The 16,319-nt window shown below is 72.3% G+C and carries 18 protein-coding genes; 6 read left to right on the forward strand and 12 right to left on the reverse strand.

Annotated elements, in window-relative coordinates; genetic code table 11:
* Positions 1–21: 21 nt before the first annotated feature.
* The 7 genes from L107_RS09960 to L107_RS09990 form a co-directional block, all read right to left on the reverse strand.
* On the reverse strand, positions 22–726 hold the full coding sequence (locus L107_RS09960; RefSeq protein WP_159818424.1) for an N-acetylmannosamine-6-phosphate 2-epimerase: 705 nt from the start codon (positions 724–726) through the stop codon (positions 22–24).
* Positions 727–750: 24 nt separating this feature from the next.
* Positions 751–1,284, reverse strand: a complete 534-nt coding sequence (locus L107_RS09965; RefSeq protein WP_159818426.1) for a hypothetical protein — start codon at positions 1,282–1,284, stop codon at positions 751–753.
* 11 nt (positions 1,285–1,295) lie between these two features.
* Positions 1,296–2,159: an ABC transporter permease gene (locus L107_RS09970; RefSeq protein WP_094584879.1), complete on the reverse strand. Its 864-nt coding sequence runs from the start codon at positions 2,157–2,159 to the stop codon at positions 1,296–1,298.
* A gap of 20 nt (positions 2,160–2,179) precedes the next feature.
* Positions 2,180–3,202, reverse strand: a complete 1,023-nt coding sequence (locus tag L107_RS09975) for an ABC transporter ATP-binding protein (protein WP_159818428.1) — start codon at positions 3,200–3,202, stop codon at positions 2,180–2,182.
* 38 nt (positions 3,203–3,240) lie between these two features.
* Positions 3,241–4,236, reverse strand: a complete 996-nt coding sequence (locus tag L107_RS09980; RefSeq protein ID WP_159818430.1) for a heme o synthase — start codon at positions 4,234–4,236, stop codon at positions 3,241–3,243.
* A complete protein-coding gene (locus L107_RS09985; RefSeq protein ID WP_159818432.1) occupies positions 4,229–5,194 on the reverse strand; it encodes a heme A synthase in 966 nt (321 codons plus the stop codon). The genes L107_RS09980 and L107_RS09985 overlap by 8 nt, the downstream gene beginning before the upstream one ends.
* A 160-nt stretch (positions 5,195–5,354) precedes the next feature.
* Positions 5,355–6,128 (reverse strand): hypothetical protein, encoded by a 774-nt coding sequence (locus L107_RS09990; RefSeq protein ID WP_159818434.1) that lies wholly within the window; start codon positions 6,126–6,128, stop codon positions 5,355–5,357.
* A 334-nt stretch (positions 6,129–6,462) separates the two neighbouring features.
* Between L107_RS09990 and L107_RS09995 the strand changes: the two genes are divergently transcribed.
* From L107_RS09995 to L107_RS10010, 4 genes are all read left to right on the forward strand, one after another.
* Positions 6,463–7,356: a cytochrome c oxidase subunit II gene (locus L107_RS09995; protein WP_159818436.1), complete on the forward strand. Its 894-nt coding sequence runs from the start codon at positions 6,463–6,465 to the stop codon at positions 7,354–7,356.
* A 54-nt stretch (positions 7,357–7,410) separates the two neighbouring features.
* The gene (gene ctaD / locus L107_RS10000) at positions 7,411–9,078 is read left to right on the forward strand and encodes a cytochrome c oxidase subunit I (RefSeq protein WP_159818438.1); all 1,668 of its coding nucleotides are present in this window, start codon (positions 7,411–7,413) and stop codon (positions 9,076–9,078) included.
* A gap of 50 nt (positions 9,079–9,128) precedes the next feature.
* Positions 9,129–9,737 carry a heme-copper oxidase subunit III gene (locus L107_RS10005; protein ID WP_159818440.1) on the forward strand — a complete coding sequence of 203 codons (609 nt, stop codon included), beginning with the start codon at positions 9,129–9,131 and terminating at the stop codon, positions 9,735–9,737.
* A gap of 121 nt (positions 9,738–9,858) precedes the next feature.
* Complete coding sequence (locus tag L107_RS10010; RefSeq protein WP_159818527.1) at positions 9,859–10,236, forward strand: AbrB family transcriptional regulator; 378 nt, start codon at positions 9,859–9,861, stop codon at positions 10,234–10,236.
* A 46-nt stretch (positions 10,237–10,282) separates the two neighbouring features.
* Here L107_RS10010 and L107_RS10015 read toward each other — a convergent pair whose 3' ends face one another.
* Positions 10,283–10,837: an HdeD family acid-resistance protein gene (locus tag L107_RS10015; RefSeq protein WP_159818529.1), complete on the reverse strand. Its 555-nt coding sequence runs from the start codon at positions 10,835–10,837 to the stop codon at positions 10,283–10,285.
* Positions 10,838–10,998: 161 nt separating this feature from the next.
* On the reverse strand, positions 10,999–11,637 hold the full coding sequence (locus tag L107_RS10020) for a riboflavin synthase (protein ID WP_159818442.1): 639 nt from the start codon (positions 11,635–11,637) through the stop codon (positions 10,999–11,001).
* A gap of 69 nt (positions 11,638–11,706) precedes the next feature.
* Here L107_RS10020 and L107_RS10025 point away from each other — a divergent pair, with 69 nt between their 5' ends.
* Both L107_RS10025 and L107_RS10030 read left to right on the forward strand, forming a co-directional pair.
* The gene (locus L107_RS10025) at positions 11,707–12,258 is read left to right on the forward strand and encodes a bifunctional nuclease family protein (RefSeq protein ID WP_159818444.1); all 552 of its coding nucleotides are present in this window, start codon (positions 11,707–11,709) and stop codon (positions 12,256–12,258) included.
* Between the two features lie 16 nt (positions 12,259–12,274).
* Positions 12,275–13,435 (forward strand): aldo/keto reductase, encoded by a 1,161-nt coding sequence (locus L107_RS10030; protein ID WP_159818531.1) that lies wholly within the window; start codon positions 12,275–12,277, stop codon positions 13,433–13,435.
* A 43-nt stretch (positions 13,436–13,478) separates the two neighbouring features.
* On the opposite strand, the gene L107_RS10035 is transcribed toward L107_RS10030, so the two are convergent.
* From L107_RS10035 to L107_RS10045, 3 genes are read right to left on the reverse strand one after another with little or no spacing between them, the layout of a single operon-like run.
* The gene (locus tag L107_RS10035) at positions 13,479–14,501 is read right to left on the reverse strand and encodes a twin-arginine translocation pathway signal (RefSeq protein WP_159818446.1); all 1,023 of its coding nucleotides are present in this window, start codon (positions 14,499–14,501) and stop codon (positions 13,479–13,481) included.
* A complete protein-coding gene (locus L107_RS10040; protein WP_159818448.1) occupies positions 14,502–15,662 on the reverse strand; it encodes a nicotinate-nucleotide--dimethylbenzimidazole phosphoribosyltransferase in 1,161 nt (386 codons plus the stop codon).
* The gene (locus tag L107_RS10045; RefSeq protein ID WP_159818450.1) at positions 15,659–16,315 is read right to left on the reverse strand and encodes a DUF2232 domain-containing protein; all 657 of its coding nucleotides are present in this window, start codon (positions 16,313–16,315) and stop codon (positions 15,659–15,661) included. Before L107_RS10045 ends, L107_RS10040 begins: the two co-directional genes overlap by 4 nt.
* Positions 16,316–16,319 lie beyond the last annotated feature (4 nt).

Consider the following 16,319-nt stretch of genomic DNA (forward strand, 5'->3'; position numbering starts at 1 on the left):
ACGGGCCGGCGGAGCCGAAGCTCAGCCGGCCATGGCCTTCACATAGGCGGCCACCTGCAGGTCCACCCCCGTGATCGCCGTCCCCACCACCACGGCATCGGCACCACAGGCCAGGGCACGGGTCGCCTCCAGCTTCGAAGCGATGCCCCCCTCGCAGATCAGGGCCACCGCTTCGGGCAGCTCGCGGCGCAGGGGTCCGAGCAGGTCCCAGGCCGGTGGCGGCAGCGCGGCGGTGGCTTCGGTGTAGCCGTAGAGGGTGGTGCCCACCCACTGGCAGCCCAGGGCCGCCGCCCGCAGCCCGTTCGCCACGCTGTCCACATCGGCCATCAGCGGGGCCCCCAGCTCCTGGCTGGCCCGCGCGATCAGGGCCTCCAGGTCCTGGCCATCGGGCCTGGGGCGCTCGGTGGCATCGATGGCCACCACATCGGCTCCGGCCGCCCAGACGGCACGGATCTCCTCCCAGCCGGGGGTGATGTACACCGGGCTGCCAGGGAAGCTGCGCTTCCAGAGACCCACGATCAGGGCGTCGGGGCAGCGGCGCCGCACCGCGCCGATGTGCTCGGGGCTTTCCAACCGCACGCCGGCGGCCCCCTGGAGCAGGCTGGCCTCCGCCATCGCCGCGATCACGGCCGGATCGCGCATCGGCGAACCTTCAGGTGCCTGCACCGAGACGATCAGTCGACCGCCGAGGGCGGCCCGTTCAGGCAGGGGACGGGAAGACGCCATCGGGGACGCAGGGGGTGTCGGGGATCAGCTGGCCCGTCGATGCTGCGGCGCCGCGGAGAGCCAGCAGCGCAGGTCGGCCAGGGTGGGGGGTGCCGGGGCCGGCGAGGTGCTCGGGGTGAGGGGGTGCAGGGCGATGACGTCCGACTGGCCCGCTGCCCCTTCGGCCTCGGCCACGGCGGCGGGGAGGGGCGGCTCGATGGCGTCCGTGGCGGGGTCGGTCGCCACGGCGACGACCCTGATGGGGGTGGCCGGGCTGGGGACCACCGGGCTGGGGACGGGCGGCGGCGGGCCGGCGAAGGAATCTTCCAGGGCCGCGAAGGCCTCGGCCATGGTCACGCTGGCGGGGGCCATGGCCGCGTCCATGTGCTGCAGCAGCCAGTCGCCGGCCTCCCAGCCCGCCTCGGCCACCACGCTGCCGGTGCGGAAACTCTCCAGGGAGGTGACGCCGTGGCGATGGGCCCACTGGCCGGTGAGGCGGGCGACGATGGCGGCATCCCTGCGGCGGATGGCGTCGAGCAGCAGCTGGGAGAGCTCTGGACGGGGGGACGGCAGGGACACGGGGCGGAACGTCAGGTGAGCTTGCGATCCAGCATCGGGCGGATCAGCAGGAACAGACCCGCGGCCAGCCCCGCCAGAATGGCCAGGCAGGTGAGGGCCGAGAGGGATCCGTAGGGGGCCACCAGCACCACATCGGTGAGGTGGAAGGACCCCGCGTAGGCGGCGCGGATCGGTTCAATCGCGAAGGTAAGGGGATTCAGGGCCGCCAGCCAGCCCAGCCAGGGGGGCATGAAGGAAATCGGGGCCAGGGCGGTGCTGGCGAACAGGAGCGGCAGGTTGGCCACGAAGATCACGGCGATCAGCTCGATGTGGCCCGGCAGGGCGAAGGCCAGGCCGAGGCTGAGGGCGGTGACGGCGAAGACGAGCAGCAGCAGGGTGACCAGCACCAGCAGCAGCCCCGCCCCACCGGGCCAGCCGTAGCCCAGCAACGCTGCGGTGCCCATGATGGCCAGGCTCTGCACCAGGCTCAGGCTGGTGATGTAGAGCACCGAGGCGAAGACGATCGAGCTGCGGGAGCGCAGCGGCGCCACCAGCAGGCGGTTGAGGAAGCCGAACTCCCGGTCGAACATCACCGGCAGCCCGGCGTTGAGGGCGGCACTGAAGGCCGTGAACACGATCACCCCGGCCCCCAGGAAGCGGCCGTAGCTGATGCCGCCGGGCAGGAGGCCCTCCGGGGCGTTGGCGAACAGGGCCCCGAACAGCACCAGCCAGATCAGCGGCTGCAGCACGCCCGCCACCAGGGTGGAGGGGCGCCGGGCCAGCTGGACGAACAGGCGGCGGGTGAGGGCGAGCGTCTCCTGGGCGATCTCGGCCAGGGCCGACGGTTCACCGCTGGCGGCGGGCAGGGGGGTGAGGGAGGGGCTGGCGCTGGTCATGGGGATGGGGGGGGTGCGGGTCATCGCATCGACTGCTTGCGTTCCTCCTTGAGGTCGCGGCGACCGGCCACGGAGAGTTCCGCATCGCTCAGGGTGCGGCCGGTGGCCTGAAGGTAGACGTCATCGAGGCTGGGACGGCTCTGGGCCAGGGCGAACACCGGCAGCTGGGCCTCGGCCAGCTGCTGCCGCAGGGTCTCCACCACACCGCTGTCCTCCACCACCAGGTTGAGGGAATAGCCCTGGGCCCGGTTGACCACCACCTGGCGGACACCGCGGCAGGCCTGGAGCAGGTCGCGCACCCGGCTCGCCTCCTGCTCGTCGCTGAACTCCCGCACCCGCAGCGTCACCCGGTCGCCGCCGAGGGCGCCCTTGAGGGCGGCAGGGGTGCCTTCGGCGATCACCCGGCCGCCGTCGATGATGGCCAGGCGGTCGGCGAGGGCATCCACCTCCTCGAGGTAGTGGCTGCTGAGCAGCACCGTGGTGCCCTGGTCCCGCAGCTGGCGCAGCACCTGCCAGATGGTGGCGCGGCTCTCGATGTCGAGGCCGACGGTGGGTTCATCGAGCACCAGCACCCTGGGGCGGTGCAGCAGGCCGGCGGCCAGATCGAGACGTCGGCGCATGCCGCCGGAGTAGCCGCCGCAGCGGCGGTCGATCCACTCCCCCATGGCGAGCAGCTCGATCAGTTCGGCGGTGCGCTCCAGACGGTCGGCGGCCCCCATGTGATGCAGGGCGGCCTGGAGATGGAGCAGCTCCCGACCCGTGAGGATCTTGTCGATGGCCACCTCCTGGGCCACGTAGCCGAGCAGGCGCCGGACGGCGCGGGGCTCGGCCAGGGCGTCCACCCCCGCCACCCGGACCTCGCCGGCATCGGGCGCCAGCAGGGTGCAGAGGATGCGCAGGGCGGTGGTCTTGCCGGCGCCGTTGGGCCCCAGCAGACCGTAGAGGGAACCCGCCGGCACGCTGAGGGAGAGGTCGTCGAGGGCCTGCACGGGGGCAACCTTGCGGCCACCGAAACGCTTGCTGAGGTGCTCGAGCTCGATCAAGCGGGGATCAATCGCGAAGGGCTGGAAGCCCGGCCAATCTAGGCAGCCGCAGCCGGTGCCAGATGGAGGGCAGCGGCCAGCAGGGCGGCCGGGTGGACGGCGGCCGCCAGGGGCGTGCGCGCCAGCACCAGCAGCAGGCAGATGCCGAACAGGTAGAAGATCGACCAGCGGAACAGGCTGCGGGCCCGGCGGGGATCGCCCGGGTCCTCCGACAGGCTGGTGCTGAGCTGCAGGAGCCGGGCGTTGAAGGGGAGCACCAGCAGGCCGTAGAGCCAGCCGCCGCTGGGGAGGGCGACCACCCCGGGCAGGCTCAGGGCCACCGTGGCCCAGCTATAGCGGCCGATGGCCCGGGCCGTGACCGTCAGCCCCTTCACCACCGGCAGCATCGGAATGCCCACGGAGCGGTAGTCCTCGTGCAGCAGCAGGGCCAGGGCCCAGAAATGGGCCGGGGTCCAGACCATCACCAGGCTGAACAGCCACCAGCTGCTCCAGCCCAGGTGGCCGGTGGCGGCCGCCGCGCCCACCAGGGGCGGGATCGCCCCGGCCATGCCGCCGATGACGATGTTCTGGGTGGTGCGGGGCTTGAGCAGGGCCGTGTAAAGCAGCACGTAGCTGCACAGACCCAGAAGCGCCAGGGAGGCGGCCAGGGCGTTGACCCCCAGGACGAGCACCAGCACCGAGCCGATGGTGAGGGCCACCGCAAGGCCGAAGGCCTGGCGCTGGGCCAGGCGGCCCGAGGGCAGGGCACGGCGGCTGGTGCGCTGCATGCGCCCGTCCAGTTCCTGCTCCCAGAGGCAGTTCAGAACGCCGGCGGCGGCCGAGGCCATCGAGCCGCCCACCAGGGTGCAGAGCAGCCGCAGGGGGTCGAGCGGCCAGGCGGCGGTGAGGGCCATGCCCCCCACCGTGGTGGCGAGCAGCAGGGGGATGAGCCGGGGCTTGGCCACCTCCAGCCAGGCCGGCAACTTCACCGAGGGCCGGATCGCCACCGGTGCGGGGGGTGCGGCGATGGCCGCCACGGCGCTGACACTAACCATGGGCCACCTCGAGACGGGCAGAAACAGAAGGGGACGGGAACGAGAGTCCCCAGAGTCCACCCAGCACCCCGACGAGCAGAGCGGCGGTGAGCTGGTGGGCGATCGTGACGGCGGGGAGCGCCAGCTGGAGCCGCAGGGTGAGCACCCCGAGCACCACCTGGACCACCACCAGGCCGGCGGCGGCGAAGGACAACCCCCTGCTCCGGCCCTGGCCGGCGGGGAGGGCCAGGGAGGCGGCAGCCAGCAACAGCACGGCGACAGCCGCCGGATAGGCCCCCTGCCGATGCAGCAGCAGCCAGCGGCAACTTTCGCCGGCCTGCAGGCACAGCGGGGCGGCCCAGCGGCTGGCCATGGCCGCCCCCAGCAGGCACTGGCCCCCCACCAGCAGGGCGGCCAGCACGGGAAGGGGGAACCACCAGGGCGGCAGCGCGCCGGCCGCCGGAGTGGCCGGGACGGCGGCGGGGCGCTCCAGCCCCTGGTGCATGGCGCTCAGCAGCAGCACCAGGCTGAGGGCCGTGGCCAGATGCAGGGTGACGGTGGGGGCGGCCAGCTGGCTGAGCACGGTGAGGGCCCCGAGGCCGCCCTGGACGGCCACCAGGCCGAGCGCCAGGCCGGCGCCCCAGGGCAGCCAGAGCGGGAAGCGCGAGCGGAACCGCAGGCTGAGGGCGAACAGGAGCAGCAGGGCCACGCCCACCAGGAAGGCATCAAGGCGATGGAACCATTCCAGGAACACCTGCAGGTTCCATTGGCGGCCCGGCCAGAGCACGCCGTAGCAGAGGGGCCAGTCCGGACAGGCCAGACCGGCCTGCATCACCCGGGTGGCGCCACCGATGGCCACCAGGGCCACCAGCGCGACGACGAGGTGGGCGGTGAGCACCGGCACCAGGCGCACGGGCCAGCTCTCCCCGGCGGGGGACCGGAGCGGGGACAGGGGTTGCGCGGACGGCGCCACAGCCATGAAGGAATGCTCTTCCGGATGCCCAAGTTAGCGGGCCTTCAAAGATGTGCGAATCAGCACATCGCCCGAAGTGAATGTGAAATTTCTCCGAAATTGCTTCTCTGGCTACAACGAACCCAGCGCCCCTGAACGGGGAGGTGGGGCCTCCACTGATCCCGCCTCAGCGGATCGGAGGCGGAGGGACCTGCCGATGGGACCGGGACGGCGGCCAGGCCCGTCCGCTGCCGGGCCTGCGATGGAAGCGGCCCAGGATCAGGGCAATGAGGATGGCGATGTACAGCTGCCCCGAGATGGTGATCACCACCGTGATCACCTGCCCGGTCACGTCGCTGCTGCGGAGCACCGCCGATCCCACGGAGGTCAGGATCATGAAGGACGCGGCCATCAGCGCCGGCGCCATCGCCACGGCATCAGCGTTGGGGTCCTGAAGCACCGGCAGGGCGGAGAGGTCGTAGGCACCCGGGTGCAGCACCCACAGGGCCACCAGCATCACGCCGCCGGCGATGCCCACCAGCAGATAGCCGGAGGTGGCCCCCATCACCACGGCCAGCGTCACGAAGGGCTCGCGGACCAGGGTCTTCACCTTGCGGACCAGCGCCACCAGGAAGAACAGCAGCCAGGCGATCACATGGGGCACCGTGACCAGGCGTCCGAGCGGTGGATCGACGGCCAGGGCCAGATGCCACACCCCCTCCAGGGCGAGTGCCAGGCCCCCGAGCCCGTACAGCAGGGGCCGGGTGCTGATCAGGGGGGAATAGCGCGTCACCGTGGTGATGAGCACCACCGCCAGGCCGATCAGCAGCAGCGAGAGCAGCCAGGGGTGCGACTGGCAGAACGGCAGCAACAGGATCAGCAGCACCTCGCTGGCGAGGGTGAGGATGTAGCCGCGATGGCGGTGGCGGAGCCTCTGGATCTGCTCGTGGGTGAAGGGCATCGCAGCTCCGCTCAAGGGCGGCCTGGGGCATGAGGCCCCCGGAATGTCGGCAATCCGGCGGCCGCTCGCACCGCAGCCGGGCGTGGATGCGGTCCATGGTCGCAGCGGCCGCCGGCCCGGGCCCGGGCCGGCGGCCTGAATGCCAGGGAAGTTGGTGGCGTTGAAAGATGTGCGAATCAGCACATCGCCCGCTGTGAATGTGAAATTTCTCCGAAATTGCTTCGGTGGTTACAACGAACGCGCGGCGCGCGAACGGCCGTCCATAAGCTGTTGGCCCAAGGAGTGCCGGCCCCAGGGCTGCCACCCTCACGAAACGCCGTCCACCGCCGTCGCTGTGCCGATTCCCTCCTCCCTGGTCACCCTGCTGGTGGGCATGGCACTTGTGCTCACCGGCCTCTGGGTGGGGACCAACGTCAACCTTCTGCCCCTCGACGCCAGCGCCAACGCGCCTGTCTACGACTCCCTGTTCCGGGTGCTGTTCAGCATCGGCACGATCCTGTTCCTGGGCATCGTCGGCCTGGTGGTGTTCAGCCTGGTGCGTTTCCGCCGCCGCAGCGGCGACCACACCGACGGCCTGGCGATCGAGGGAAATCTCCTCCTCGAGATCGTCTGGACCGCCATCCCCGCGGTCGTGGTGCTGTTCGTCGGCATCTACAGCTACGACATCTACGAGCGCATGGGGGGCATGAGCAGCCTCAACGACCACTCCGCCATGCACCGGATGCCGGCGATGGAAACGATGGAGGCGTCCGTCACCGCGGCCGACCCCGCCCTCGCTGCCACCGATCCCCTGAAGGCCCCCCGGGTCTGGGGCGGCATCGGCACGGCGGCCGGGGAAACCAATGTCCTGCCGGTGGAGGTGACGGCGATGCAGTTCGCCTTCATCTTCCATTACCCGGAAGGGGACATCATCAGTGGTGAGCTGCATGTGCCCAACGGCCGGCCGGTGGAGCTGCGCATGAAGGCCAACGACGTGATCCACGCCTTCTGGGTGCCCCAGTTCCGGCTCAAGCAGGACGTAATCCCGGGCCAGCCCACCGTGCTCACCTTCACCCCCACCAAGGCGGGCAGCTACCCGATCATCTGCGCCGAGCTCTGCGGGCCCTACCACGGCGGCATGCGCTCCACCGTGGTGGTGCACGAGCCGGATGCCTACGACGCCTGGCTGCAGAAGAACAGTCCCGTCGCCGCCACGGTGGCCAGCGCCGCGGTCAACCCCACCGCCTGACCTGCCGACCCGAAGCCGACCCCGAACCCGACACCGCCCGCACCCATCCGCCCAATGACCGTCGCCTCCCCCAACGACTTCCAGGAGAGCCTCCAGCCCCAGGGCTGGCTGCGCTATTTCAGTTTCAGCCTGGATCACAAGGTGATCGGGCTGCAGTACCTGGTGACCGGCTTCCTCTTCTATTTCATCGGCGGCGCCCTGGCCGGCGTGATCCGCGCCGAGCTGGCCAGCCCGATCTCGGATTTCGTCAGCCGCGAAACCTACAACGAAGTGCTCACCCTCCACGGCACGGTGATGATCTTTCTGTGGATCGTGCCGGTGGTGAACGGGGCCTTCGGCAACTACCTGATTCCCTTTTATGTGGGCGCCAGGGACATGGCCTTCCCCAGGCTCAACGCCGTGGCCTTCTGGATGATTCCGCCGGCGGGGATCCTGCTGATCGGCAGCTACTTCATCACCGGGGCGGCCCAGTCCGGCTGGACGGCGTACCCACCCCTGAGCATCACCACCCCGGCCCTGGGCCAGGTGGTCTGGATCGTCAGCGTGCTGCTGCTGGGGGGCAGCTCGATCTTCGGCGGCATCAACTTCATCGCCACCGTGCTGAAGCTGCGCCGCCCCGGCCTGAAGCTGATGCAGCTGCCCATGTACTGCTGGGCGATGCTCGGCACCAGCATCCTGGTGGTGCTCTCCACCCCCGTCCTGGCCGGCACCCTGCTGCTGCTGAGCTTCGACATCGTCGCCCACACGGGCTTCTTCAACCCCGCCCTGGGCGGGAACGTGGTGGTCTACCAGCACCTCTTCTGGTTCTATTCCCACCCGGCCGTGTACATCATGGTGCTGCCGGCCTTCGGCCTGGTGAGCGAAATCCTGCCGATCCACTCCCGCAAGCCCCTCTTCGGCTACACCACCATGGTGTATTCGATCCTGGCGATCGTGGTGCTGGGCCTGGTGGTCTGGGCCCACCACATGTTCACCAGCGGCACCCCCCCCTGGATGCGGCTGTTCTTCACGATCGCCACCTCCTTCATCGCCGTTCCCACCGGCATCAAGTTCTTCAACTGGCTGGCCACCCTCTGGGGCGGCAAGCTGGCCCTCAACAGCGCCATGCTGTTCTCCTGCGCCTTCATCGTCAATTTCGTCTTCGGCGGCATCACCGGTGTCGCCCTAGCCCAGGTTCCCTTCGACATCCACGTCCACGACACCTACTTCGTCGTCGGCCACTTCCACTACATCGTCTACGGCGGCACGGTGTTCGTGATCTTCGCCTCGGTCTACCACTGGTATCCGAAGTTCACCGGCCGGATGCTCGATGAGGATCTGGGCCGGCTGCATTTCCTGCTCACCTTCGTGGGCTTCAACCTCTGTTTCGCCCCCCAGCACTGGCTGGGCCTCAACGGCATGCCGCGGCGGGTGGCGGAATACGACCCCAGCTTCACCACCCTCAACCAGATCAGCAGTGTGGGCGCCCTGCTGATGGCGGTCAGCAGCCTGCCGTTCCTCTACAACGTGATCGTCAGCGCCTTCCGCGGCCGGGAAGCCGGCGACAACCCCTGGAATGCCCTCACCCCGGAATGGCTCACCTCCTCACCGCCGCCGGTGGAGAACTGGGTCGGTGAGGCGCCGCTGGTGCAGCACCCCTACGGTTACGGCGTCGACGAGGACACCCTGAGCCTCGAGGCCGCCACCGGCCGCGACCTCTGGACGGGCGCCGGCCGCCGCTGACCGTCTTCCCCCCTGCCGTCCCCACCTCCCCTTCCCCCGTCGGCCCGCCCATGACCAGCCTCGCCACCAGCAGCAGCGCCACCGCCGCCGAAGCGGCCGCCGCCGAGGCCCACGGCGGCCATGCCGACCTGCGGCTCTTCGGCCTGGCCACCTTCCTGGTGGCCGACGGCATGACCTTCGCCGGCTTCTTCGCCGCCTATCTCACCTTCCGGGCGGTCAATCCCCTGCCGGCGGGCTCCACCTACGAGCTGGAACTGCTGCTGCCATCGATCAACACCATGCTGCTGCTGGTGAGCAGCTACACCTTCCATCGCTCCGGCCGCCATCTGCTGCTGGGGCGGATGGGGCCCTGCCGGACCTGGCTGCTGCTCACCGCGGCCCTGGGGGCGGCGTTTCTGGCCGGCCAGATGGTGGAGTACTTCACCCTTCCCTTCGGCCTCACCGACAACCTCTTCGCCAGCACCTTCTATGCCCTGACGGGCTTCCACGGCCTGCACGTCACCCTGGGGGTGATCTGCATCCTGCTGGTCTGGGTGCAGACCCGCAACGGCGGCCGCGTCACCAGCACCACCCCCTTCGGCCTGGAGGCCGCCGAGCTCTACTGGCATTTCGTCGACGGCATCTGGGTGGTGCTTTACGGGATTCTTTACCTGCTCTGATTCGCTGACCGTTGCCCGATCCCCGCAATCATCGGCACAATCAATCAAGACGTCTCCGTCGGACCGGCTGATGGGTGCCCAGAAAGGACCAGTCAACGAGGACCGTTCCGCCGGCACCGTCATGCTGGAGGGCCAGGCCCTGCTGGATCGGGCCCGTTCCCTCAGCAACCGTCCCGAGGAGCAGATCGCCCGGGCCTGTGGCTACGTGGGTCCGAGCGGTCGGGTGCTGCGGAAGAACTTCTATCGCGCCCTGGTGGCCGCCAAGGGCTACGCCACCCCGTCGAGCGGCGGCGGCGGCGGCTCGGCCGGCGTGGGCAAGGGGCGCCAGGCCGAGTTCCGCACCCGGGTCCACGGCAACGGCAACCTGCTGATCGGCCAGGCCTACACCCGGCGCATGGGGCTGGAGCCCGGCCAGGAGTTCCGCATCGAGATCCACAAGGAGACCGGTTCGATCTGGCTGCTGCCCCTCAATGGCGCCGGCACCGACGGCCCGGCCTGACCATCGCCGCGAGCGAGCCCCCAGCGCCCCGGTCCTGTTCCGGCCCTCAGTCCTGCTCGGGATGGAAGCTGGCGCTGAAGCGCAGCAGATCGATGCCGCTGAACAGAAAGCTGATGCCCACCAGGGTGCCCACCACCCAGAGCAGGCTCCAGAACTTCATCGTGAGAATCAGCAGCCCCAGGGCGAGGGTGACCAGGCCGTTCACCAGTCCCCAGCGCCAGCCGGTGATGTGACGGTGGGAGGTCGCCACCAGGACCTCCACCATCCCCTCCACCACGAACACCACGCCGATGGCCAGGGCCAGGCCCGCCATCGGGATCGCCGCCGCCGCCGGCCCGGACGCCATCTGCTGGATCATCCACACCCCCAGCACCAGGAACAGGGTGGAGGTCACCAGCCGCCAGAACGTGATCGCCCGGCTCAGACCGGGGGAGCGCAGCAGGGAGCTGATCCAGCCCACCAGGCCCCCCACCAGGAAGGCGATGGCCACCACGGCGGTGACCCACTTGGAGGCCAGCACGGGAAAGACCAGGGCCAGCACCCCCAGCACGATCAGCATCACCCCTTCGGCCAGGGTGAAGGCACGCAGGGCCGTCCCCATGGCCTGACGGGAGGAGGGGGCATCCGGAGTGAGCATCATCGCCATTCGCGCTGTCGCCAGCGTGACAAGGCAGCCGGCCACTGACAACGGCGCTTGATGTGTTGCAGCACCCCTGAGGGGTGGCCGCAGCGGATGGGCCTCGGCCCCGACGCGCCCACGGCCTAGCCCCAGCCGTGCTCCGCCAGCCAGGCGGTGGAGAGCGTGGCCTGGGGCGGCGCCGCCGCCGGTCGCAGCAGCCGCTCGGTGTACTTGGCCAGCAGGTCGGCCTCCAGATTGACCCGGTCCCCCTCCCGGCGCTCCGCCAGGGTGGTGCCGGTCCAGGTGGTGGGAATCACGGCGATCCAGAAGCGGCTGCCGTCGGGCTCGCAGCCCGCCACCGTCAGGCTGATGCCGTCGAGGGCCACGCTCGCCTTCTCGCACACGTAGCGCCCGTAGGCCGGATCCAGCCAGGCCACCTCCAGCCGCCAGGAACCGGGCTGGCGCTCGATGGCGGTGATCTCCCCCAGGCCATCGACGTGGCCGCTGACCAGGTGGCCCCCGAGCCGGTCGGCCAGGCGCAGGGCCGGCTCCAGGTTGACCCGGCCGCCACTGGCGGCCCGCTCGGCCAGGGTGCTGCGGCCCAGGGTCTCCGCGCTGACATCGGCCCGGAAGCCATCGGCCAGGCGCTCGGCCACCGTCAGGCAGACCCCGTCCACGGCGACGCTGTCCCCCAGGGCCAGGGGGCCGAGGTCGGTGCGCACCCGCACCCCGGCCGGACTCCGCTCCAGCCTGCCGATGGCCTGCACCAGTCCGGTGAACATCCCCTGAGGCGGCGGCACTGGCCATAATCGTTTCACGGGGACCAACACGCGCGAGGAACGGGCCCGACCATGGTTGAAATGCGTGTCGCCGGAATTGCCCTGGATGCGGCCAGCCGCAGTCCGATCGTGCTGCTGCGGGACCCCTCCGGCCGCCGGCAGGTGCCGATCTGGATCGACCAGGCCCAGGCCCAGAACATCCTCTCGGGCCTCAACCGGGAGCGGCCCCCCCGGCCCCTCAGCCACGACCTGATGGCCAGCCTGCTGGAGGCCGGCGGCCTGCGGCTGGAGCGGGTGATCATCCACACCATCGAGGACAACACCTTCCGGGCCGTGCTCAAGCTCAGCAACGGCAGCGACCGGCCCCTCGAACTGGACGCCCGGCCCAGCGACGCCATCGCCCTGGCCCTGCGCACCGACAGCGGCATCTGGATGCTGGAGGAGGTGGTCGCCGACGCCTCGATTCCCGTGGATGCGGAGGCCGATGCGGAGGACCAGGAGGATTTCCGCCGCTTCCTGGACCGCACCACCCCGGCCGACCTGATCCGCCACATCGGCCGCACCGTCGCCGAGGCCGATCCGGGCCCGGAGGACGGCCCCGAGGGGGGCGGCCCTGGCCTCTGAGCCGCCGGCGGCACCGCTGGCGGCGGCACGGCGGCCCTTCGGACGGGGCCGGCCGGTGTCGGCCTTCACCCTCGGCACGATGCGGGCCCTGGACGCCCCGGCGGTGATGGAGGCGGTGCTGGAGGCGGCCGTGGCGGCGGGCATCAACCACCTCGAGACGGCCCCCGCCTACGGCCCGGCCGAGGCCTTCCTCGGCCGGGCCCTGGCGCGGCTGGGGGAGCGGGACCCCGCCGCCCGTGCCTCCCTGGTGCTGACCAGCAAGCTGCTGCCGGGACCGGACCTGGACGACGGCCGGGCCCAGCTGCGGGCCTGCCTGCGGCGGCTGGGGGTCGGGCGGCTCGACAACCTGGCGGTGCACGGCCTCAACCGGCCGGAGCATCTGGCCTGGGCCCTCTCGGGGCCGGGGGCCGAGCTGCTGGCCTGGGCCACGGGGGAGGGGCTGGTGGGTCAGGTGGGCTTCAGCAGCCACGGCGACACCGCCCTGATCGAGGCGGCCCTGGCCAGCGGCCGCTTCGGCTTCTGCAGCCTGCACGTGCATCTGTTCGACCAGGAGCGGCTGCCCCTGGCCCGCTCCGCCCTGGCGGCGGGCATCGGCGTGATGGCCATCTCACCGGCCGACAAGGGCGGCCGCCTCCATGACCCTCCCCCCGAACTGGTCGCCGACTGCGCCCCCTACGCGCCGCTGGAGCTGGCCTACCGCTTCCTGCTGGCCGAGGGGATCAGCACCCTCACCCTGGGGGCCGCCGTACCGGAGGATCTGGCCTGGGCGGTGCGCCTGGCCGACGCCGGTGCCCCCGCGGCGGCCCAGGCCACGGGCGCCGAACGGCGGGAGCTGGCGGCGGCCCTGGCCCGCCTGGAGGCGGCCGGCCGGGAGCGGCTCGGGGCCGACCGCTGCGGCCAGTGCCGCCAGTGCCTTCCCTGCCCCAACGCCGTGCCGATCCCGTCCCTGCTGCGGCTGCGCAACCTGGCGGTGGGCCATGGCATGGAACCCTTCGCCACGGAGCGCTACAACCTGATCGGCCGGGCCGGCCACTGGTGGGAGGCGGTGGATGCCGCCGCCTGCGGCCGCTGCGGCGACTGCCTGCCGCGCTGCCCACTGCAGCTGCCCATCCCGGACCTGCTGGCGGACACCCATCGCCGGCTGGCGGCCGCCCCGCGGCGGCGCCTGTGGGGCTGAGCCGGCCCGGATGGGTGCTCGGATGGGGCTCGGCTCGGGCGGATCAGGCGGCGGGCGCCGGGGCGGCCCCATCCCAGAGCCGCTGCAGCGCCGCCCGCTCGACGGCGGTGAGGGGCGCCAGGCTGAAGCAGCGCTCCAGCACCGGCTGGGGGGGCAGCAGCAGGGCGGCGATGGGCGCCGGGAAGTCGGTCAGGGCCCGCTGCAGCTGGTCCCTGGGCAGGGGGGGCACCCAGCCCCCCGCCAGCAGGGTCGGCAGCAGGGGGGGCTCCAGGGCCTCCCCCAGCCACTCCAGGGGGGGCTCCGGATGGGGGCCGGCCGGCCGCAGCAGCAGGTTCCAGGTGAGGGGGGAGCCGCTCTCGGGCAGCAGCACCTGCAGCCGGGGATCCCGGCGCAGCAGGCCCACCACCCGCTGGCGGGGCAGCACGGCGGCCTCGGCCTCACCGGTGAGCAGCAGGCTGAGCCCGTCGCGCTCGTCGTAGGCCAGGGCGGCCCGCCGCAGCCGCCGCAGCCGCTCCGGGTCCTCCCCGACCAGGGCGATGGTCACCCGGGGGGAGGAGGGCAGCACCAGCCGGCCGGCCAGGCTGGGGTCGAGCAGCAGATCCCAGCCCTCGGCGCGGCGCCGGGCCAGGTCGGGGCGGCTGCGCAGCACCAGAACCCAGGGGCCGTAGGACCAGGGGAAGGCCAGCGGGCCGGCGCCGGCGGGGCCATGGAGCCGGGCCAGCGGGGCCGCCATCGGCGTCAGCCGCTCGATCAGGGCCGGGGTGCCGATGGGCTGCAGGTCGGCGGGCCCAAGTTCGGCGGCCCAGCCGTCACTGAGCTGCAGCAGGCCCGTCCGGGCGGCGGCCGCCCGGGCCAGCACCTGGGCGGGATCCTCCAGGAGCTGGCTGCGCCAGGGGTTCGGCAGGCGCCGGGCCCAGGCGGCGGGCAGATCGCCGCGGCTGGCCAGCAGCAGCGTCTCCTGGCGGTCGCAGCCGGCCAGCAGGGTGAGGGCGGAGGCGGCACCGAGACGCAGCAGGGTGCGGCGGCTGAGGCCTGGGGTCGACGGTGGGGGGAAGGGGGCACCCATCTAGCGGACCGTAGGCGGCGGCGGCCCCAGCAGGGTGGCGCAGGCCTGGTCGCAGAGCCGGGCGAGGGCCGGGGCGGAGCGGCCGCTGAGCTGCCAGAGCAGGGCCAGCCCCCCCGCCCCCACACCCTCCTTGACGTAGCCGTTCTCGTAGGCCGCCAGGGCCGGATGGCAGGGATCGGGGAAGCGCAGGTCGGCCGCGAAGGCCAGGGGGTCCACCCCCCAGCGCGCGCCGATGCGCTGCAGCAGCAGGGCCAGGTCGCTGCCGGCCTCCTGGGCCACCCAGGCGGTGGTGCCCACGGCCGCGGCCGCGGCGACCGCCGGGCGCAGGGCGGGGGGCGCCAGGGCCAGGGCCAGGGCCAGCACCGCCGCCATCTGGCTGCCCCCCGCCAGCAGCACCGGCCGGCCGGCGGCGGCGGCGGCCAGCACCAGGGCGGCGGCCAGGGGCTGCATCGGATCCCCCACGGCGGCGGCCACCCGCACCGCATCGGTCCGATCTCCAGCTGCGGTCACGGCCAGGCCCGCCGCCCCGAGCCCCCGGGCCACCAGGGCCGCCTTGCGGCCGTGGTCGGGGTGGCGCAGGCTGCCGCTCACCAGCCCGTCGGCCGCCACCCCCAGCCCGCTCAGCACCGCCAGGGCGGTGCTGGTGCCCCCCGGCACGCATTCCGCCAGCAGCAGGGGGCGCCCCGGCGCCAGGCGCTCGCCCCAGCGCCGGCCCAGGGCCAGCAGGGCCTCCAGCCGCCCTGGGTCCAGGGCCGCCCCGCCGCTCAGGCAGCGGGCCGGTCCGGCCCCCGCCGGCCCCGGCAGCCGCAGGTGGGCCACCGCCGGGGCCACGGGGCAACCCAGGTCGACCACGAGGGAGACCAGGCCCAGCTCCCGCAGCACCACATGGCTGATCAGGGCGGGGGACACCCCGGCGGGCAGAGGCGGCAGGGCATGGGGACGCTCCCCGGCGGGGCCCAGCACCAGCAGTTCGGCATCGGCCGCCGCCGTGCGCAAGCGGGAGGCGGGGGTGGCGCCGGCGGCGGAGATGCCGGGCACGGCGGCTGTCTCCGTGCCCGCCAGCAGGACCAGCACCTCCGCGTCCCGCCACCCCTGGCGCCAGGGCCGGCCCCAGGCCTCGGCGGCGGCGGCGGAGCCGGTGATCCGCCCCGGCAGGCTCAAAGGGGGTCGAGGGCCACCAGGCCACGCAGGGCCGGCGGCGGCTCGCTGATCGGCTGGTCGAGGCGGGGGAAGATCCAGTAGGCGACGGCATGGAGCGCCAGCACCACGATCAGGTTCTGAAGCAGCACCAGCAGCAGGGCCGCGACCTGCACCTGATCAAGATCGAAGCCGCCCGCCAGACCCACCACCCCCGCCAGGCGGTCGAGCAGGTTGGCCGCGGCGGTGGTGATCACCACCCAGAGGTTCTCCCCCACCAGCACCGAGAGCACGGCCACCCGCACCAGGAAGCCGGCGGCGCCGATCAGGCCCCCCACCCCCAAGGTGAGCCACCAGCTGCTGCGGCGACGCCAGCCCCAGCCCAGCCAGAGGGAGAGCAGGCCGTAGGGGAACAGCACCAGGGGCCCGCGGATCGGCCCCATCAGGGCCACCAGCAGCAGGGTCGTCACCACCACGCCCTCCAGGGCGCAGCGCCAGCCATGGCGCAGCTGCAGCAGGGCCAGGGGCAGGGGCAGGGCGAGGCGGAACAGGGGGCTGCCCACCGGCAGGTAGTAGAGCGCCACCCAGAGCAGGGCGGTGGCGGCCGCCAGGTAGGCGGTGTCCATCAGCTGGCGCGCCTGGCGGTGGCTCAGCTGGCGCCGGAGGGGAGGGGTCATCGGG

The sequence above is a fragment of the Cyanobium sp. Copco_Reservoir_LC18 genome (assembly GCF_009834675.1).
In the GTDB taxonomy this organism is placed as follows: Bacteria; Cyanobacteriota; Cyanobacteriia; order PCC-6307; family Cyanobiaceae; genus Cyanobium; species Cyanobium minutissimum.

Bases quoted from the DNA above. Each gene is read 5' to 3' on its own strand.
- L107_RS09960 (WP_159818424.1), bottom strand. From the start codon at position 726: ATGGCGTCTTCCCGTCCCCTGCCTGAACGGGCCGCCCTCGGCGGTCGA.
- L107_RS09970 (WP_094584879.1), bottom strand. From the start codon at position 2,159: ATGACCAGCGCCAGCCCCTCCCTCACCCCCCTGCCCGCCGCCAGCGGT.
- L107_RS09980 (WP_159818430.1), bottom strand. From the start codon at position 4,236: ATGGTTAGTGTCAGCGCCGTGGCGGCCATCGCCGCACCCCCCGCACCG.
- L107_RS09985 (WP_159818432.1), bottom strand. From the start codon at position 5,194: ATGGCTGTGGCGCCGTCCGCGCAACCCCTGTCCCCGCTCCGGTCCCCC.
- L107_RS09990 (WP_159818434.1), bottom strand. From the start codon at position 6,128: ATGCCCTTCACCCACGAGCAGATCCAGAGGCTCCGCCACCGCCATCGC.
- ctaD (WP_159818438.1), top strand. From the start codon at position 7,411: ATGACCGTCGCCTCCCCCAACGACTTCCAGGAGAGCCTCCAGCCCCAG.
- L107_RS10005 (WP_159818440.1), top strand. From the start codon at position 9,129: ATGACCAGCCTCGCCACCAGCAGCAGCGCCACCGCCGCCGAAGCGGCC.
- L107_RS10010 (WP_159818527.1), top strand. From the start codon at position 9,859: ATGCTGGAGGGCCAGGCCCTGCTGGATCGGGCCCGTTCCCTCAGCAAC.
- L107_RS10015 (WP_159818529.1), bottom strand. From the start codon at position 10,837: ATGGGGACGGCCCTGCGTGCCTTCACCCTGGCCGAAGGGGTGATGCTG.
- L107_RS10020 (WP_159818442.1), bottom strand. From the start codon at position 11,637: ATGTTCACCGGACTGGTGCAGGCCATCGGCAGGCTGGAGCGGAGTCCG.
- L107_RS10025 (WP_159818444.1), top strand. From the start codon at position 11,707: ATGGTTGAAATGCGTGTCGCCGGAATTGCCCTGGATGCGGCCAGCCGC.
- L107_RS10035 (WP_159818446.1), bottom strand. From the start codon at position 14,501: ATGGGTGCCCCCTTCCCCCCACCGTCGACCCCAGGCCTCAGCCGCCGC.
- L107_RS10045 (WP_159818450.1), bottom strand. From the start codon at position 16,315: ATGACCCCTCCCCTCCGGCGCCAGCTGAGCCACCGCCAGGCGCGCCAG.